Below are 17,792 nucleotides of genomic sequence, written 5' to 3'. Positions count from 1 at the left end.
TAAAATACCACTTTAGAGTTATTCACCCCCTTCCGAGCCTCACTCTTTTGTCTATTTTCGATACGGATCACCTTTTCAACAATTTATTGATAACTGCATGTTATTACGAGATTTAATCAATTTTTGCTAGTTCCCTTCAAAAATCAGTTTGCCGCTAATTTGCACAATTCCTTTATTGCGTGATCTGCCGCGCAAATACTAAACAAAAACGCCAAAGCCCCTACATTTAACGTTTGTGCGACATATTATTAACATCCTACAAGGAGAACAAAAGCCATGAGCCAAATACACAAACACGCTATTCCCGCAAATATTGCGGACCGTTGCCTGATAAACCCGGAGCAGTACGAAGCGAAATACCAGCAGTCCATTACCGATCCCGACACATTTTGGGGCGAGCAGGGAAAAATTCTTGATTGGATCAAACCGTACAGCAAGGTTAAGAACACCTCTTTTGCACCTGGCAACGTATCCATAAGATGGTACGAAGACGGCACGCTGAATCTGGCGGCGAACTGCCTTGACCGTCATCTGCTGGAAAATGGCGATCGCACCGCCATTATTTGGGAAGGCGATGATGCCACCCAAAGCAAACATATTACTTATCGCGAACTGCATCGCGATGTCTGCCGTTTTGCCAATACCCTTCTGGATTTGGGGATTAAAAAAGGCGACGTCGTGGCTATTTATATGCCAATGGTTCCGGAAGCTGCGGTTGCCATGCTGGCCTGCGCCCGCATTGGCGCTGTGCATTCGGTTATCTTCGGCGGTTTCTCACCGGAAGCCGTTGCCGGACGTATCATTGACTCAAATTCACGCCTGGTAATCACCGCTGATGAAGGTGTGCGCGCCGGACGCGGCATCCCACTGAAAAAGAATGTGGATGATGCGCTGAAAAACCCGAACGTGAAAACCGTTGAACATGTAGTGGTCCTCAAACGTACCGGTGGGAAGACAGACTGGCAGGAAGGTCGTGACCTGTGGTGGTCCGATCTTATTGAAAAAGCGAGTCCTGAGCATCAGCCGGCAGAAGTGAACGCGGAAGATCCGCTGTTTATCCTGTATACCTCCGGCTCCACCGGTAAACCGAAAGGCGTGCTACACACCACTGGCGGTTATCTGGTTTACGCGGCGACGACCTTTAAGTATGTCTTTGATTATCATCAGGGGGATATCTACTGGTGTACCGCTGATGTGGGCTGGGTTACCGGACACAGCTATCTGCTGTACGGCCCGCTGGCCTGCGGTGCAACGACACTGATGTTTGAAGGCGTCCCCAACTGGCCAACGCCTGCACGTATGTCGCAGGTTGTGGACAAGCACCAGGTGAATATTCTCTATACCGCACCAACCGCAATTCGCGCCCTGATGGCAGAAGGTGATAAAGCGATTGAAGGTACTGACCGTTCATCGCTGCGTATTCTGGGATCGGTGGGCGAACCTATCAACCCGGAAGCGTGGGAGTGGTACTGGAAGAAGATTGGTAACGAAAAATGCCCGGTCGTCGATACCTGGTGGCAGACCGAAACCGGTGGCTTCATGATCACCCCACTGCCGGGTGCAACCGAGCTGAAAGCCGGATCCGCGACGCGCCCGTTCTTTGGTGTGCAACCCGCCATCGTTGATAACGAGGGTAATCCGCTGGAAGGTGCTACCGAAGGCAATCTGGTTATTACCGACTCCTGGCCGGGTCAGGCGAGAACCCTGTTTGGCGATCACGAGCGCTTCGAGCAGACCTACTTCTCCACCTTCAAGAATATGTACTTCAGCGGCGACGGCGCGCGTCGTGACGAAGATGGGTATTACTGGATCACCGGACGCGTTGATGACGTGCTGAACGTCTCCGGTCACCGTCTGGGTACGGCGGAAATCGAGTCGGCGCTGGTGTCGCATCCGAAAATCGCCGAAGCCGCGGTAGTCGGTATTCCACATAACATCAAAGGCCAGGCGATCTACGCTTACGTCACACTCAACCACGGCGAAGAGCCGTCACCTGAGTTGTACGCTGAAGTTCGCAACTGGGTGCGTAAAGAAATTGGCCCGCTGGCAACGCCAGATGTGCTGCACTGGACTGACTCACTACCGAAAACCCGCTCCGGCAAAATCATGCGCCGTATTCTGCGCAAAATTGCGGCGGGCGATACCAGCAATCTGGGCGATACCTCGACCCTCGCCGATCCAGGTGTGGTAGAGAAACTGCTCGAAGAGAAGCAGGCTATCGCGATGCCATCCTAACAAAGTCCTGAAAATGCCGGATGGCGACGCCAAAGCGTCTTATCCGGCCTACAAATCTGACCCTACCCTCTCTTCACCGGGAGGGAAATATAAAAACCTCCCCCAAAGGATTTCGCGTTACAGGAAGGCGACAAACGAGCACATCCCCAAGAACAGAGTTCACTATGTGACTGGGGTGGGTGAGTGCGGCCAACGAGTCTGTAACGCGAAAGACGCAGGGGGACCTCTGGAGAGCTCTGTGATGAATGACAATATTTATCAGCGGATAGAAGACAGTGCGCGTTTCAGGGAATTAGTTGAAAAAAGGCAACGGTTTGCCGCTGTTCTGTCCATCATCATGCTGGTGGTTTATATCAGCTTTATTTTACTGATTGCCTTTGCGCCTGGCTGGCTGGGAACGCCGCTGCATGCGGGAACCAGCGTTACCCGGGGTATTCCGATTGGGGTGGGCGTGATCCTTATCTCCTTCATTCTGACCGGGATCTATATCTGGCGGGCAAACGGTGAATTCGATCGTCTTAACAATGCGGTTCTGCACGAGGTTAAAGCATCATGAAGAGAGTCCTGACGGCGCTTGCCGCCACGCTGCCCTTCGCCGCAAATGCGGCGGATGCTATTAGCGGTGCAGTCCAACGCCAGCCAACCAACTGGCAGGCGATTGTTATGTTCCTGATCTTCGTCGTCTTTACGCTCGGTATTACCTACTGGGCCTCTAAACGCGTACGGTCGCGTAACGACTATTACACCGCTGGCGGCAATATCACCGGCTTCCAGAACGGACTGGCGATTGCTGGCGACTATATGTCAGCAGCCTCGTTTCTCGGGATTTCCGCGCTGGTCTTTACCTCTGGCTATGACGGTCTGATTTACTCGCTGGGCTTCCTGGTCGGCTGGCCAATCATTCTGTTCCTGATTGCTGAACGTCTGCGTAACCTTGGTCGTTACACCTTTGCTGACGTCGCCTCTTATCGCCTGAAACAAGGGCCAATTCGTATTCTGTCTGCCTGCGGTTCACTGGTGGTGGTGGCGCTGTACCTGATTGCCCAGATGGTAGGCGCCGGTAAACTTATCCAGTTGCTGTTCGGTCTGAACTATCACATTGCCGTGGTGCTGGTTGGCGTACTGATGATGATGTACGTGTTGTTCGGCGGCATGCTGGCAACTACGTGGGTGCAAATCATCAAAGCCGTACTGCTGTTGTTCGGCGCCAGCTTTATGGCATTCATGGTGATGAAACACGTCGGCTTCAGCTTCAACAACCTGTTCACCGAAGCCATGGCGGTACACCCGAAAGGGTCGGCCATTATGAGTCCTGGCGGGCTGGTAAAAGATCCGATCTCCGCGTTGTCGTTGGGACTCGGGTTAATGTTCGGTACTGCAGGATTGCCACATATTCTGATGCGCTTCTTCACGGTCAGCGATGCCCGAGAAGCGCGTAAGAGCGTGTTCTATGCCACCGGTTTTATGGGTTATTTCTACATTCTGACCTTTATCATCGGCTTTGGCGCCATCATGCTGGTCGGTGCTAATCCGGTGTACAAAGACGCGGCTGGCGCGCTGATTGGCGGTAATAACATGGCGGCGGTGCACCTGGCGAATGCGGTAGGCGGCAACCTGTTCCTCGGCTTTATCTCAGCCGTGGCATTTGCCACCATTCTGGCGGTGGTTGCCGGTCTGACGCTGGCAGGCGCATCAGCAGTTTCTCACGACCTGTATGCTAACGTGTTCCGCAAAGGCGCAACCGAACGTGACGAACTGCGTGTTTCAAAAATTACTGTGCTGGTACTGGGCGTGATCGCTATCGTGCTCGGCGTATTGTTTGAAAATCAGAACATCGCCTTCATGGTGGGTCTGGCCTTCGCTATCGCTGCCAGCTGTAACTTCCCAATCATTCTGCTTTCTATGTACTGGTCAAAACTGACCACGCGAGGCGCTATGTTGGGTGGCTGGTTAGGTCTGTTGACGGCAGTAGTGCTGATGATTCTTGGCCCGACTATTTGGGTGCAAATTCTCGGCCACGAAAAAGCTATTTTCCCGTATGAATACCCGGCGCTGTTCTCTATCAGCGTTGCGTTCCTCGGGATTTGGTTCTTCTCCGCTACGGATAACTCAGCAGAAGGTAACCGTGAGCGGGAGCAGTTCCGTGCTCAGTTCATCCGTTCCCAGACCGGGTACGGTGTAGAGCAGGGTCGCGCGCACTAACTAATAGTCTCTCTCCTCCTCCGGCCTGCGGGTCGGAGGAGTTCATTTTCTCTCAAAACATCAATGTAGCCACCAGCGGTGCGACCAGAACCATCACCACACCGGAGAGCATCATCACCAGACTGGCGACAACTCCCTCCTGCTGACCAAGTTCATAAGAGCGCGCCGTACCCGCACCGTGGGACGCCGCACCAAATCCCGCCCCTTTCGCCATACCTTCGCGAATAGAGAGCCGCAGAAACAGCACATCGCCGACCGCCATACCGAACACGCCAGTAACCACTACGAACAACGCCACCAGATCCGGTTGACCGCCTAACGGCTCCGCCGCCGCCAGCGCAAACGGTGTGGTGACAGAGCGTACTGCCAGACTGCGTTGGATCTCATCGGGTAACATGAACAAACGTGCCAGCCAGACGGAGCTGGTCACAGCCACCAGCGTTGCTGTGACAACACCTGCTGTCAGAGACATCCAGTGGCGCTTAATCACCGCGAGATTATCGTAAACCGGAACGGCAAAAGCGATGGTCGCCGGGCCTAACAGCCACAGCAGCCAGTGAGATTCACCAATATAGTTTTGCCAGGAAATGTGGCCAAAAACCAGCATCAGTACCAACAGGGCCGGTGTAAGAACCAGCGGCATCAGCGGTAATTTACGAAAGCGGCGATACAGACGCTTGTTGGCAAAATAGATACCCAGCGTTATCACCAGACAAAGCACGCTTAACTGGAAGTTACTCACGGTTTAACCTGCTCATTTCATAGCGATACACTTTATCTACTACCCATGCGGTTGCACCAAGTACCATCAGCGTACTGATCGCAATAACAGCAAAAATGCGCCAACCATCGACCAGCAACAGTTGCGTATAGTTCACGACAGCCACAACAGCCGGAACAAAAAACAGCAGCATTTCAGCCAGTAACCAGCGGGCGCCTGCACGTATCCAGTTAAGTGGGATAACCCGGCAGACAATCAACGCCAACATCAAAATCATCCCTACCAGATTGGCAGGAAGCGGCAGGTGTAGCCAGGAGACAAGATATTGGGCAAAAACAAATAAACCTGCGTACAACAGTACCTGAACGGGTATCTGGAGTCGGTGAATAACGGCAGGCGTCACGCGGCTTATCGCCACAGCCATGAGGGAATGTCCTTAAAAAATAGAGAGCGCCAGTATAGAGAGCCTCCCCCCAGGACTGAAATGAATTAAACTCATTGCAGGCATAGTCTTAAGGAATAATCATGGATATCAGAACGCTGCGATATTTTGTTGAGGTAGTACGTCAGCAGAGTTTCACCCGCGCAGCGGAGAAGCTCTTTGTCACCCAACCCACCATCAGCAAAATGTTGAAGAACCTTGAAGACGAGCTTAATTGCACGCTGTTAATTCGTGACGGACGTCGGCTGTTGTTGACCGACACCGGACAGGTGGTGTTTGAGCGTGGTCTGGCGATCCTGGCCGAATTTCGGCAACTCGAAGCAGAACTCAGCGACATTAACCATCTCAATAAAGGGATCCTGCGACTCGGGATCCCCCCGATGGTCGGCATGCTTATGGCGGGGCCAATCAGCCTGTTTCGCCAGCGCTATCCCGGCGTGGAACTGAAGGTATCTGAATTTGGCGGCTTAACCGTCCAGCAGGCAGTGATGAATGGCGATCTGGACGTGGCAATGACGGCGCTACCGGTCGAAGAAGAGAGCGGACTGGCAACTTTACCTCTTTTCAGCCACCCACTCTGCGTACTTGTGCCACGATCCGGCCAGTGGACAACCTGCGATTCCATTTCACCCGAAGCACTGGCTGAGCATCCGTTACTGATCTACAACGAAGATTTTGCTCTCAGCCGTCAGCTACTTGAACTGTTTAATCAGCACAACGTTAAGCCGCGAATCGCGGTGCGTAGCGGGCAGTGGGACTTTCTGGCGGCGATGGTGCAAGCCGGGGTCGGGATCGCTATTTTGCCAGAGCCGATCTGCCAGCGGCTGGATAAGCAGACGCTGCGCTGGATCCCGCTGGAAAGTAATTTACGCTGGCAGTTGGGCATGATTTGGCGTGAAGGCGTGTATCTGTCGCACAGCGCCCAGGCGTGGCTGAAATGTTGTGAAGGGTTTTGGTTAACGCAAGAGTCATAAATTGCCGGATGCGGCTTAACGCCTTATCCGGCCTACATCGGTATTGCCGGTTTGTAGGCCTGATAAGCGTAGCGCCATCAGGCACAACCGTTTATTGGTTCTCGATTAACAGCGCTTCCAACAAATCCAGATCGTGCAGTAGCTTCTGCAACGTTTCATTGCTGATCTCACGCGTAGCACGCAGATGGTACAGCTCCGCCCGCTCTGAACGCAGTGCCGCCAGACGGAAGCGCCGTTCCAGGTTCTCTTCCTGCATGGAGCTTTCTACATCGTTTCGCCCATCGGCACGTCTACGCAAATTACCAATAACGCGGGAGCTCACCTCAGTCAGCAACTGATTATCGATATTCTCTTCGGTATCCGCAGCCAAACGCTCTTCCATTTTCTGGATGGCGACAATCGCCACTTCGGCCGTCGCCGCACGGGCAATGCGCTCTTCTTTCAGTTGCTGAGAGTGATCGGCCACTTCGAGATGTTGCAGCAGAATTGGCAACATCACCACGCCAACAAACAGCGAGAACAGAATGACGCCAGCAGCAAGAAATACTAATTCATAACGCGCCGGGAAGCCGCTACCATCCGGCAGCAGTAACGGAATAGAGAGCACACCAGCCAGTGTGATTGCACCACGCACGCCGGCAAAGGACGCGATCAGGATTTCACGCGTCGTCCAGGAGCCAAACTCCATCGGCTTCTTCTTCAGGAAGCGCATGCTGAATTTTTTCATCGTCCACAGCCAGCCAAAACGCACCAGCATCAGCGCGACATAAATCAGGACGATATCAGTAAACAACATCCAGGTTTCGACGTTTGGATCGGCTTCTGCCGCCACCAGCGACGATTCCAGGATTCCTGGCAACTGCAGCCCTAACAGCAGGAATACCATGCCGTTAAAGACGAACTCCAGCATTGCCCAGGTGCTGTTAGCACGTAAACGCATCGCCAGAGGCGCGCGCCGCATTACGCCAGAACGGGTAATCGTCATCCCGGCAGCGACCGCGGCAAGGATCCCGGATACGCCAATGTGTTCAGCAATCAGGTAAGAAGCAAACGGCAGCAGGAACAGCAGGACGATTTGCGTTGCTGGCTCATCACCGCCCCAGCGGCTGAGAAAACGCAGGGAGCGGCCGTACAACCAACTGACAACAAAACCGGCCAGGATACCGCCAATCGCTACCTTGAAGAACTCAACCGTCGCACCGCCGACGGTAAACACCATCGTACCCATCGCCACGGCGACGGCAAATTTCAGCGATACCAGGCCAGAAGCGTCGTTCATTAACGCTTCACCCTGCAGGATACCCATGATTTTCTTCGGTATACGCCCTTCACCGACAATGCCGGAAAGCGCGACGGCATCGGTTGGCGACAACACGGCAGCCAGTGCGAAAGCGGGGATCAGCGGAATCCCCGGCACCAGCCAGTAAATCATAAAACCAATCCCGATAACCGTGACCAGAACGAGCGCCAGAGCCAGGCCGAAGATCTCCCGACCGTGCTCGAGAAACTCACGCGTTGGCGTTTTCCAGCCGTCGGCAAACAGCAAAGGAGGGATGAACAGAACCAGAAACAGTTCGGGGTCGAACTCCACATGCAAACCAAACGTCGGCCATGCCAGCGAGGCGCCAATGGCGATCTGCATGAGAGGTAAAGGGACCTGAAAGGGCAATACGCGAGTTAATACCCCCGACAACGAGACCACAAGGGTCATGATAAGTATGGTGAAGAAGATTTCCATGCGTTCCCTGTTTGCGATGTTTCTTATGATATGTGACGAGAAGCGTCGTGCCTCAATTCTATCTACTTCAGAGTAACGCAAAAGACAACGAGATGTGTTCTGAAAATAAAAACGGGCGGCAAAAGCCACCCGTTTTAAGGATCATCAGCGTATCAGGATCAGATAGCCCAACCGCCTGCGTAGAAGACTACCAGCGCTACAGCAATCACCACGGTCCCAATGTTTAGCTTGCGCCATTCACCAGAAACGATACGACCAATAACCAGCGTGGCAAAGCCAATCATAATGCCGGTAACGATGTTACAGGTCAGCACGATGAACACGGCTGTCACCAGACCCGCCATCGCATCAACAAAATCAGCGAAGTCGATTTTCGCCACATTGCTCAGCATCAACAGACCGACGTACATCAGTGCTGGAGCCGTTGCATAAGCAGGAACAAGATAAGAGAGCGGAGAGAGGAACAGGATCAGCAGGAATAAAACGCCGACGGTGATCGCCGTCAGACCAGTTTTACCGCCAGCCGCCGTACCTGCTGCGGATTCAATGTACACCGCCGCCGGTGCTGCGCCCACCAAACCGGAGAACACGCTGCTCAGGGAGTCGGTGGTTAACGCTTTGCCACCATCAATAATCTGCCCGTCTTTGTCCAGCAGATTCGCCTGCCCGGCCACGGCACGGATAGTACCCGTCGCATCGAAGACTGCAGTCATCACCAGCGCCAGCACGCTCGGCAGGACGACAGGGTTCAGTGCGCCCATAATATCCAGGCTACCAATCAGCGAATTACCTTCAGCATCGCTCAGAGAAGGCATAGCGAAAATACCGGAAAAGTGTACGGTGGGGTCGAAAATCAGGCCGACCACGGAAATACCAATAATGGTCAGTAAAATGCCGCCTGGTACTTTCAGTTTTTCAAGGCCAATAATCACCGCCAGACCAATCAGCGACATAATGACCGGGAAGGTATCGAAGTCACCCAGGGCAACCGGCAGACCATCCAGCGGATTCTTAATGACCAGACCAACACCGTTTGCCGCAATCAGCAGCAGGAACAGGCCGATACCAATACCGGTGCCGTGCGCAACACCTTGTGGCAGGTTGCGCAGGATCCAGCTACGAATACCGGTTGCAGAAATGATGGTAAACAGGACACCCATCAGGAACACCGCACCCAGCGCGACAGGCACGCTGATATGCTGTCCCAGAACCAGGCTGAATGCAGTAAATGCCGTTAACGAAATGGCGCAGCCAATAGCCAGCGGCAGGTTTGCCCACAGGCCCATCACAATCGAACCAACCCCTGCCACCAGACAGGTCGCCACAAATACAGCAGCAGGCGGGAACCCGGCTTTACCCAGCATTCCTGGAACCACGATAACAGAGTAGACCATCGCCAGGAACGTCGTTAATCCGGCAACGACTTCCTGACGGACGGTACTGCCACGGTGTGAAATTTTAAACCAGGCGTCGAGTGAACCGCCGGTACGCGCTGAAGGCGTAGACATAGAAAACATCCCCTGAGAGTTTATTTTTTCGTCCTTATGCGTGATGGACAATCCACTGCCTGCTAAACGTTTTCTCCATGTGCCAGGTTTGCGTCAATAGGGGTGTCGCAAAAAAGCAAACGTTTAGCTCCGCGCATAAAAAGACGGGTGGTAAAAAAAAGCAAACGATTATCCAGCGATCATACGACGGTTTTCAACTGAACTTTGCCAGTTTTTACTCATTTCTTCTTATAACGTACAAGAAATAGACAGTCGATGCGCAAACGTTATCGTCAATGCGCAATCTGGCAACAAATTTCGCTGAGTTGTCGCAACAATCGTTTTGTTTTGGACGCAAAGTTACGCAGAAAAATTGGTGGAGTTGTGGGAAATTTTTAGGCGAAAAAACCGTCAATACACTGGCAAATACCCTGAGCTGGCTTACAATTAACTTATCAACACAAGCCGGAACCTCCCCTAATGTGCTCGACTGAGGGGTGTTGATGTCGGGGGAAACCCTCCCGTGAACCAGCGGGATAGAGTGAAAGACAAAGACCGGAACCAAACTAAAGCGCCCTCTGTGGCGCTTTAGTTTTATCCCCGTCATACTTCATGTTGTTTAGGGGATATGCCCATCGAATATTTCACATCAATCATCTTCCAGCAATCGCGCCCCTGTCCCCTGCTCACCAAGCTGATCGCCTGGGTTACGCAACGGACAATCGCTGCGCGACAAACAACCACAACCAATGCAGCCGTCCAGCTCATCTCGTAACGCCACCAGGGTATGAATGCGTCGATCCAGTTCCTCACGCCATTGCGACGAGAGTTGCTTCCACTCTTTCGCACTAAGCGAGTGCCCTTCTGGCAAGACACCGAACGCGTCGCCAATCGTCGCCAGCGGAATACCTATGCGCTGAGCAATCTTGATAATCGCGACATAGCGCAGCACATCACGTTTATATCGACGCTGATTGCCGCTATTGCGCATGCTACTGATTAAGCCTTTGCTTTCATAGAAATGCAAAGTTGATACCGCCACACCGCTACGTTTTGCGACTTCGCCAGGCGTTAGCAGAGCTTTTATGCGGGGTAATTTCTTTTCCATAAATCGCTTTACCTCAAGTTAACTTGAGGAATTATACTCGCCCACAGACAAAACGACGAATCGAACACTGAGCAAGAGGCAACTATATGTCCCATCAGCAAATTATTCAGACCCTTATTGAATGGATTGATGAACATATCGACCAACCGCTGAATATTGAGGTGGTCGCGAAAAAATCAGGCTATTCGAAGTGGTATTTACAGCGGATGTTCCGCACGGTGATGCGTCAGACGCTGGGCGACTATATCCGTCAGCGTCGACTTCTGCTGGCCGCTGTCGAGTTGCGTAACACCGAGCGGCCTATTTTTGATATCGCGATGGATCTGGGTTATGTATCGCAACAAACGTTCTCACGCGTGTTCCGCCGCGAGTTTGATCGTACTCCCAGCGACTACCGTCATCGCCTGTAAGATTATTGCCCGCTTTGCGACAGTATGGCGGGCGATCGCTGGAGCCAGTGCATGAATTCCTGTGGCGGCAACGCCTTCGCGAAGTACCATCCCTGACAGTACTGTACGCCGCGCTCCAGCAGCCACTTGATCTGCTCCGACGTTTCTACACCTTCTGCAATAGTTTTCAGATGTAAACTTTGTGCCATCTCGATGATATGTTCCGCAATCAGGTGGCTGGTGCTATTGGTGGCTAGCGTACTGATAAAAGATTTATCGATCTTCAGAATATCAACATTCAATGAAGACAGGTTATGCAGGTTGGAATACCCCGTACCAAAATCATCAAACGCGACTTCATAACCCGCCTGACGAAATGCCTGGATGACCGGGGTCATTTTATGCACATCAATAAATCCGCGTTCAGTCACCTCAACTTTAATCTGCTGCGCTTGCACCGAATACTCGCGTGTTTTATCGGCAATTAAGGCAATCAGTCGGGATGAATGAAAATCAGAAGCGGAAAGGTTTATTGAGATATAAAGCTGAGGGTGCGCCGATAAAAAATAGCCCAGATCGTTGAACACTTCTTCCACCACGTAATCCGTGATCTTCTCTATCATTCCCTCTTTTTCTGCCAGCGGAATAAATTCTGTCGGACTCATTACTTCACCTTTTCCGCCAGGCCAGCGCAGCAAAGCTTCGGCCCCGACGCATTTACCATTTTTGATATCAATGATTGGCTGGTAATGCAGACAAAGCTGACGTTTTTTGATCGCGCGTTTTAACAGGCGGCGGGGAGAGTAGTATTGCTGACGCGTACGCCACCACATTAACAGTATCAGAATGCTGCTAATTGCCCCGAAGGGAAGTGTTAACGCAGCTTCATGATAGAAATTTTGAATTACGCGATCGCCTGTCGTCGACACAATAATCGCAATTGGCCGCTTTTCAGAACGAACGATGGTATAGAAGCGATTACCTTGCTGGAACGTAGAGGCTGCGCCGCGCACCAACGGCAATAATTGCGCAACGTTTACCCCTTCACTTGCAGAGAAGAAGGAATCCGTAACCGTATCATATACTCCCCAGGCCAGACCTGGATCGTCTGACATTACCTCGCTGTAAGATAATGGATTGATAACGACAACGTAGTTTCCCCTTTGCATATACGTCATTCTGTAGCCGGAGAAAAAAGGCGTATCGCGATAGTAATAGATGGAGATGTCCGGTGTACGCTTATAGTCAGCGGTCGGCATAATATACGAGGCAGGGGGTACTAACGATGTAGAGCACAAAAAACGATCAGCCTGCGCATAAATTAGCTCACTGATATATAAGCGACCGCGAATAATATTCAGCATGCTTTTCTGATGTTCAGGGGTACACATCTTCCCTTGATACAGTTGGGCCATATCGCGAGCTAAATCAGCCTGCTGGATCACCAGTTCCGTTTTATTTAACACCAGTTGAGCAAAAGAGCGGAGTTGATTGCGGGTTTCCGACATTGCCCTCAAGTGAGCAAACCATAACGCCAGTACCACGGGGAGCATTACCACCATGAACGTTCCGAGGAGCCTCAGCGTCTTGCGTCGCGCACTGTGAGTCATGTCAGCCCTATTTCCCTGTATCGTATATGCCAGTACCCATCAAGGCAGGATGCTATAAACACCAGCTAGCTAAGTTGCATGAATCTATCAGTATTAGCAACAGACTTCTCTATGTAAAAGTCTGATATTAGTTGATGATGATATTATTTTTCCGTAAGCCAAACTTAGAGTTTAGCTTATTCAGGAACAACATTATCCAGAAGTCGTAATGTTTTATGGGCGTAATACTGGCTGCATAAAAAAAACACATTAAAAAATTTAAAGATTAATTTAGGATAAAGATAACAGGCAGTATGAATGCATCTTATATTGTGAATACTTTATTATCTGCTCGCTCTCAATATAACCACAACTTTAGCATGGCTATAAGCCGACAAAAATAGCGTTCAACACTGGTGAACAAACGAGCATATGTGATATAGTTCACAAAAATCATGTAACAGAAACAACGTTTCATTCATGTAAATGCCCGTCGATAGCCAGAGAGCCACACCCCCTGTGAATCCCCCCGCGCTGTCCTGGGCATCAGATTTTCTGAGGACATTTTTCATGGCAACAATAACAACTGGCGTGGTTCTTCTGCGGTGGCAACTGCTCAGCGCGGTGCTCATGTTTTTAGCCAGTATGCTCAATATTCGGTTTCGTAAATCAGATTATATTGGCCTGGCTGTCATCAGCAGCGGTTTAGGGGTTGTTTTTGCCTGCTGGTTTGCGACCGGATTACTTGGTATCACTCTGGTGGATGTCTCTGCTATCTGGAAGAACATCGAATCTGTAATGGTGGAAGTAATGAGCCATACACCGCCTGACTGGCCGATGGTACTGACCTGACCCCAATGAGCCTCCTGCATGGAGGCTTTTTATTACCCACAAAATCAGTCAATTATTCTCTCTCTTGTACAAATTCCTCCGCCAACATTGAAATGATAACCATTCTCATATTAACATGCCGCCGTGATGATTAACTGTTGAAACTATCGGCCATGTCTAATCCTGCTCAGTGCGCCCCTCTCTCGTTTGAATCGTTGTACCGTGCGCATCACGGTTGGTTAACCCACTGGCTGACGCGAAAATTACAATCAGCATTCGATGCCGATGATGTCGCTCAGGATACTTTTCTACGTGTTATCAATGGTGAGTCACTCGCCGACATTCGCGATCCAAAATCATTTTTATGCACCATCGCTAAGCGGGTAATGATCGACCTGTTCCGCCGTAATGCACTGGAAAGAGCGTATCTGGAGATGCTCGCACAGTTACCCGAAGCGCTGGCACCTTCTGCAGAAGAAAAGCAGTCTCATCTTGAAACGTTACAACTTGTTGACCAGATGCTGGACGGACTGAGCACCAAAGCCAGATATGCCTTCCTGCTTTCTCAACTCGATGGTCTTACTTATAGCGATATCGCGCAGCGACTGAGCGTATCGGTAAGCTCGGTGAAAAAGTACGTCGCTAAAGCCACTGAGCACTGCCTGCTGTTCCGTCTGGAGCACGACCTGTGAAAACAACACTTACCGATTCCCGTCGCCAGGCATTACGTTCAGCCTCTCACTGGTACGCTGTACTGACCGGTGAACGTGTCAGCCCTCAGCAGGAAGCCCGCTGGCAACAATGGTATGAACAGGACAGAGATCACCAGTGGGCATGGCAGCAGGTTGAAAATCTGCGTTGCCAGATGAACAGCGTACCAGGAAACCTTGCCAGTCGGACGTTGAATGATACCCGCCTGACTCGTCTCCATGTACTGAAAGGCTTGCTGATCCTCGCCTGTGCAGGAAGCGGCTGGTCGCTCTGGCACTCAGAAACAGGGGAAGGGTTACGCGCGGATTACCGGACCGCGAAAGGGCAAATCCAGCGACAAAAACTGCAAGATGGCACTCTACTTTCACTGAATACCGACAGCGCAGTAAACGTAAAATTTGACGATCAGCAACGCCTGGTACGCCTGTGGTACGGTGAAATTGCAATTACCACCGGGAAAGATGATCTACAGCGCCCCTTCCGTGTACAGACGCGTCAGGGGCAACTCACCGCACTGGGTACAGAATTTACTGTTACCCAACTGAGCGATGAAACGCACCTTAGCGTCCATCAGCATGCGGTTGAAGTGCGTCTTGCCAGCGAGCCCCACCAAATACGGGTGATCCAGCAGGGTGAAATGCTGGTTTTCAGCGCATCACAATTTGGTCATGTACAGCCGCTTAATAACGAATCAGCGAGTTGGACGCAAGGCGTGCTCAGCTTCAGCGACAAACCACTGGAAGACGTTATTACCACCCTCTCTCGCTATCGCCCCGGCATTCTGCGCTGCGATCCTGCCATCGCCGGATTACGTCTGACAGGAACTTTTCCATTAGAAAATACTGATGCAGTGCTGAATGCGATAGCCAAAACACTCCCCGTTAAAATTCAGTTTGTTACCCGCTATTGGGTCACTCTCAGCCCCATCAGTTAAACGATAACGAAAAAAATTATCATTTCTATTGTCCCTTTTCCTCTGGTCGTTCGACTTCATTAATGAAAATACAAAATAATATGATGGAGACGTGATGGCCTTTCATAACACAGCATCTCTGGGGATGTGGATTCGTTTAAGCCTGCTCCCGCTCGCCGGGCTGGCTTCGCTCCCTGCAATCGCGACACAATTTAATATTGCCGCAGGGGATTTAGACAAAGCGCTGAACCAGTACGCTACGCGCAGCGGTATTATTCTGTCGGTTGATGCCTCGCTGACGCGCGGCAAACACAGCGATGGTCTGCAAGGGGACTTTAATCTCGACGAGGGTCTGCATGCGCTATTAAAAGGCAGTGGCCTGCAGGAGAAATCGCTCGGAGATAACACCTGGACGCTGGAACCCGCCCCCGTTGCGACTGAAGACTCATTGACTGTGGTCGGCGACTGGCTGGGCGATGCCCGTGAAAACGACGTCTTTGAACATGCCGGAGCACGTGACGTTATCCGCCGCGATGATTTTATCAAAACCGGTGCAACGACAATGCGCGAAGCGCTTAACCGTATTCCTGGCGTCAACGCCCCAGAAAATAACGGTACCGGCAGCCACGATCTGGCAATGAACTTCGGCATTCGCGGCCTCAACCCACGCCTGGCAAGCCGTTCAACGGTGCTTATGGACGGCATCCCCGTTCCGTTTGCCCCCTACGGTCAACCACAACTCTCGCTAGCACCGGTCTCTCTGGGCAATATGGATGCCATTGATGTGGTTCGCGGCGGCGGCGCGGTGCGCTATGGACCGCAAAGTGTCGGCGGCGTAGTGAACTTCGTCACCCGCGCGATCCCACAAGACTTCGGTATTGAAGCCGGGACGGAGGGGCAACTGAGTCCAACCTCATCACAAAATAATCCGAAAGAAACGCACAATCTGATGATTGGCGGCACGGCAGATAACGGCTTCGGCTCCGCTCTGCTCTATTCCGGCACCCGTGGTAGTGACTGGCGTGAACACAGCGCCACCCGTATCGACGATATCATGCTAAAAAGCAAATATTCGCCGAACGAAGTCCACTCATTCAATAGCCTTTTGCAATACTACGATGGTGAAGCCGACATGCCTGGTGGACTGTCTCGCGCCGACTATGACGCCGACCGCTGGCAATCCACCCGTCCATATGATCGCTTCTGGGGCCGCAGAAAACTGGCCAGCCTCGGGTACCAGTTCCAGCCGGACAGCCAACATAAATTCAATATCCAGGGCTTTTATACACAAACCCTGCGTAGCGGTTTTCTGGATCAGGGAAAAAACCTCACGCTTTCGCCACGTTACTACTGGGTTCGCGGCATTGAACCACGCTACAGTCAGAGTTTTATGATCGGCTCTTCCGCGCATGAAGTTGGTGTAGGTTATCGCTACGTCAACGAATCAACGCATGAGATGCGCTATTTCAGCGCAGCAGCGAGCGGGCAGTTACCTTCAACATCCAGCCCACACGATCGTGATACCCGCTCCGGTACTGAAGCGCATGCCTGGTATCTGGATGACAGAATTGATATCGGCAACTGGACCATTACGCCAGGTATGCGTTTTGAGCATATCGAGTCGTATCAGAACAACAACATCAAAAAAACACATCAGGAAGTGAGCTATAACGCTCCGCTTCCGGCATTGAACGTTCTCTATCATCTTACAGACAGCTGGAATCTCTATGCCAACACAGAAGGCTCATTCGGCACCGTACAGTACAGCCAAATTGGCAAGGCTGTGGAAAGCGGCAACGTGGAACCGGAAAAAGCGCGAACCTGGGAGCTCGGAACCCGATACGACGGCGGAGCGTTAACGGCGGAAATGGGGTTGTTCCTGATTAACTTTAATAATCAGTACGACTCTAACCAAACCAATGACACCGTTACCGCACGCGGCAAAACGCGCCATACCGGCCTGGAAACTCAGGCTCGTTACGATCTCGGCAGCCTGACGCCCACGTTCGATAACGTATCCATCTATGCAAACTACGCCTATGTAAACGCCGAAATTCGTGAAAAAGGCGATACCTACGGCAACCAGGTTCCTTTCTCGCCGAAACATAAAGGCACGCTCGGTGTGGATTACAAGCCGGGTAGCTGGACCTTCAACCTGAACAGCGATTTCCAGTCCAGCCAGTTTGCAGATAATGCAAACACTGAGAAAGAGAGCGCAGACGGCAGCACCGGACGGATCCCCGGCTATATGCTGTGGGGAGCTCGCGTGGCGTATGACTTCGGCCCACAAATGGCAGACCTGAATCTGGCATTCGGTGTGAAGAACATTTTCGACCATGAGTACTACACCCGCTCGTATGACGATAACAACAAAGGTATCTACACCGGACAGCCCCGCACGCTGTACCTGCAAGGCTCGCTGAAGTTCTGATAAGGGTTCTTTTTCCGAGAG

General features: G+C 51.7%; 15 protein-coding genes. 9 read left to right on the top strand and 6 right to left on the bottom strand.

What is annotated here, in order from left to right; translation table 11 throughout:
- Window positions 1–276: 276 nt before the first annotated feature.
- The 3 genes from acs to actP all read left to right on the top strand — a co-directional run bounded on the left by acs (window position 277) and on the right by actP (window position 4,437).
- A complete protein-coding gene (acs, locus tag OH663_RS17905; RefSeq protein WP_200012913.1) occupies window positions 277–2,235 on the top strand; it encodes an acetate--CoA ligase in 1,959 nt (652 codons plus the stop codon).
- A gap of 241 nt (window positions 2,236–2,476) precedes the next feature.
- Window positions 2,477–2,791 (top strand): DUF485 domain-containing protein, encoded by a 315-nt coding sequence (locus tag OH663_RS17900; protein ID WP_045438627.1) that lies wholly within the window; start codon window positions 2,477–2,479, stop codon window positions 2,789–2,791.
- A complete protein-coding gene (gene actP, locus OH663_RS17895) occupies window positions 2,788–4,437 on the top strand; it encodes a cation/acetate symporter ActP (protein WP_045438625.1) in 1,650 nt (549 codons plus the stop codon). The genes OH663_RS17900 and actP overlap by 4 nt, the downstream gene beginning before the upstream one ends.
- Before the next feature lie 52 nt (window positions 4,438–4,489).
- Here actP and OH663_RS17890 read toward each other — a convergent pair whose 3' ends face one another.
- Together OH663_RS17890 and OH663_RS17885 are read right to left on the bottom strand one after the other, a co-directional pair.
- Complete coding sequence (locus OH663_RS17890) at window positions 4,490–5,179, bottom strand: LrgB family protein (RefSeq protein ID WP_045438622.1); 690 nt, start codon at window positions 5,177–5,179, stop codon at window positions 4,490–4,492.
- Window positions 5,172–5,582: a CidA/LrgA family protein gene (locus OH663_RS17885; protein ID WP_045438618.1), complete on the bottom strand. Its 411-nt coding sequence runs from the start codon at window positions 5,580–5,582 to the stop codon at window positions 5,172–5,174. Before OH663_RS17885 ends, OH663_RS17890 begins: the two co-directional genes overlap by 8 nt.
- A gap of 101 nt (window positions 5,583–5,683) precedes the next feature.
- Between OH663_RS17885 and OH663_RS17880 the strand changes: the two genes are divergently transcribed.
- Entirely contained in the window at window positions 5,684–6,574 is an 891-nt protein-coding gene (locus tag OH663_RS17880) for a LysR family transcriptional regulator (protein ID WP_045438614.1), read from the top strand.
- 91 nt (window positions 6,575–6,665) lie between these two features.
- Here OH663_RS17880 and OH663_RS17875 read toward each other — a convergent pair whose 3' ends face one another.
- The 3 genes from OH663_RS17875 to soxR form a co-directional block, all read right to left on the bottom strand.
- Window positions 6,666–8,312: a Na+/H+ antiporter gene (locus OH663_RS17875; protein ID WP_045438610.1), complete on the bottom strand. Its 1,647-nt coding sequence runs from the start codon at window positions 8,310–8,312 to the stop codon at window positions 6,666–6,668.
- A 158-nt stretch (window positions 8,313–8,470) separates the two neighbouring features.
- Window positions 8,471–9,820, bottom strand: coding sequence for a guanine/hypoxanthine transporter GhxP (ghxP, locus tag OH663_RS17870; RefSeq protein ID WP_048222415.1), 1,350 nt, complete (start codon window positions 9,818–9,820; stop codon window positions 8,471–8,473).
- Between the two features lie 628 nt (window positions 9,821–10,448).
- Window positions 10,449–10,907, bottom strand: coding sequence for a redox-sensitive transcriptional activator SoxR (gene soxR / locus OH663_RS17865; protein ID WP_045438603.1), 459 nt, complete (start codon window positions 10,905–10,907; stop codon window positions 10,449–10,451).
- A gap of 86 nt (window positions 10,908–10,993) precedes the next feature.
- Here soxR and soxS point away from each other — a divergent pair, with 86 nt between their 5' ends.
- Complete coding sequence (gene soxS / locus OH663_RS17860; protein WP_045438598.1) at window positions 10,994–11,317, top strand: superoxide response transcriptional regulator SoxS; 324 nt, start codon at window positions 10,994–10,996, stop codon at window positions 11,315–11,317.
- A gap of 2 nt (window positions 11,318–11,319) precedes the next feature.
- On the opposite strand, the gene OH663_RS17855 is transcribed toward soxS, so the two are convergent.
- Window positions 11,320–12,906 (bottom strand): EAL domain-containing protein, encoded by a 1,587-nt coding sequence (locus tag OH663_RS17855; protein ID WP_048222417.1) that lies wholly within the window; start codon window positions 12,904–12,906, stop codon window positions 11,320–11,322.
- Window positions 12,907–13,455: 549 nt separating this feature from the next.
- On the opposite strand from OH663_RS17855, the gene OH663_RS17850 reads away from it, so the two are divergent.
- The 4 genes from OH663_RS17850 (at window position 13,456) to fecA (ending at window position 17,771) form a co-directional block, all read left to right on the top strand.
- On the top strand, window positions 13,456–13,737 hold the full coding sequence (locus tag OH663_RS17850) for a YjcB family protein (RefSeq protein WP_045438590.1): 282 nt from the start codon (window positions 13,456–13,458) through the stop codon (window positions 13,735–13,737).
- Between the two features lie 152 nt (window positions 13,738–13,889).
- A complete protein-coding gene (fecI, locus tag OH663_RS17845) occupies window positions 13,890–14,408 on the top strand; it encodes a ferric citrate uptake sigma factor FecI (RefSeq protein WP_200012915.1) in 519 nt (172 codons plus the stop codon).
- On the top strand, window positions 14,405–15,361 hold the full coding sequence (fecR, locus tag OH663_RS17840) for a ferric citrate uptake sigma factor regulator FecR (protein WP_200012923.1): 957 nt from the start codon (window positions 14,405–14,407) through the stop codon (window positions 15,359–15,361). The genes fecI and fecR overlap by 4 nt, the downstream gene beginning before the upstream one ends.
- Window positions 15,362–15,455: 94 nt before the next feature.
- On the top strand, window positions 15,456–17,771 hold the full coding sequence (fecA, locus tag OH663_RS17835) for a TonB-dependent Fe(3+) dicitrate receptor FecA (RefSeq protein WP_045438582.1): 2,316 nt from the start codon (window positions 15,456–15,458) through the stop codon (window positions 17,769–17,771).
- Window positions 17,772–17,792 lie beyond the last annotated feature (21 nt).

The sequence above is a fragment of the Citrobacter sp. Marseille-Q5395 genome (assembly GCF_947057495.1).
GTDB lineage: Bacteria > Pseudomonadota > Gammaproteobacteria > Enterobacterales > Enterobacteriaceae > Citrobacter > Citrobacter murliniae.
The sequence above is the reverse complement of the archived record's forward strand: the minus strand, read 5'-3'. Positions and strand labels throughout refer to the sequence as shown.

Bases quoted from the DNA above. Each gene is read 5' to 3' on its own strand.
- OH663_RS17880 (WP_045438614.1), top strand. From the start codon at position 5,684: ATGGATATCAGAACGCTGCGATATTTTGTTGAGGTAGTACGTCAGCAG.
- fecI (WP_200012915.1), top strand. From the start codon at position 13,890: ATGTCTAATCCTGCTCAGTGCGCCCCTCTCTCGTTTGAATCGTTGTAC.
- OH663_RS17885 (WP_045438618.1), bottom strand. From the start codon at position 5,582: ATGGCTGTGGCGATAAGCCGCGTGACGCCTGCCGTTATTCACCGACTC.
- OH663_RS17855 (WP_048222417.1), bottom strand. From the start codon at position 12,906: ATGACTCACAGTGCGCGACGCAAGACGCTGAGGCTCCTCGGAACGTTC.
- soxS (WP_045438598.1), top strand. From the start codon at position 10,994: ATGTCCCATCAGCAAATTATTCAGACCCTTATTGAATGGATTGATGAA.
- acs (WP_200012913.1), top strand. From the start codon at position 277: ATGAGCCAAATACACAAACACGCTATTCCCGCAAATATTGCGGACCGT.
- actP (WP_045438625.1), top strand. From the start codon at position 2,788: ATGAAGAGAGTCCTGACGGCGCTTGCCGCCACGCTGCCCTTCGCCGCA.
- OH663_RS17900 (WP_045438627.1), top strand. From the start codon at position 2,477: ATGAATGACAATATTTATCAGCGGATAGAAGACAGTGCGCGTTTCAGG.
- OH663_RS17850 (WP_045438590.1), top strand. From the start codon at position 13,456: ATGGCAACAATAACAACTGGCGTGGTTCTTCTGCGGTGGCAACTGCTC.
- fecA (WP_045438582.1), top strand. From the start codon at position 15,456: ATGGCCTTTCATAACACAGCATCTCTGGGGATGTGGATTCGTTTAAGC.
- OH663_RS17875 (WP_045438610.1), bottom strand. From the start codon at position 8,312: ATGGAAATCTTCTTCACCATACTTATCATGACCCTTGTGGTCTCGTTG.
- ghxP (WP_048222415.1), bottom strand. From the start codon at position 9,820: ATGTCTACGCCTTCAGCGCGTACCGGCGGTTCACTCGACGCCTGGTTT.
- soxR (WP_045438603.1), bottom strand. From the start codon at position 10,907: ATGGAAAAGAAATTACCCCGCATAAAAGCTCTGCTAACGCCTGGCGAA.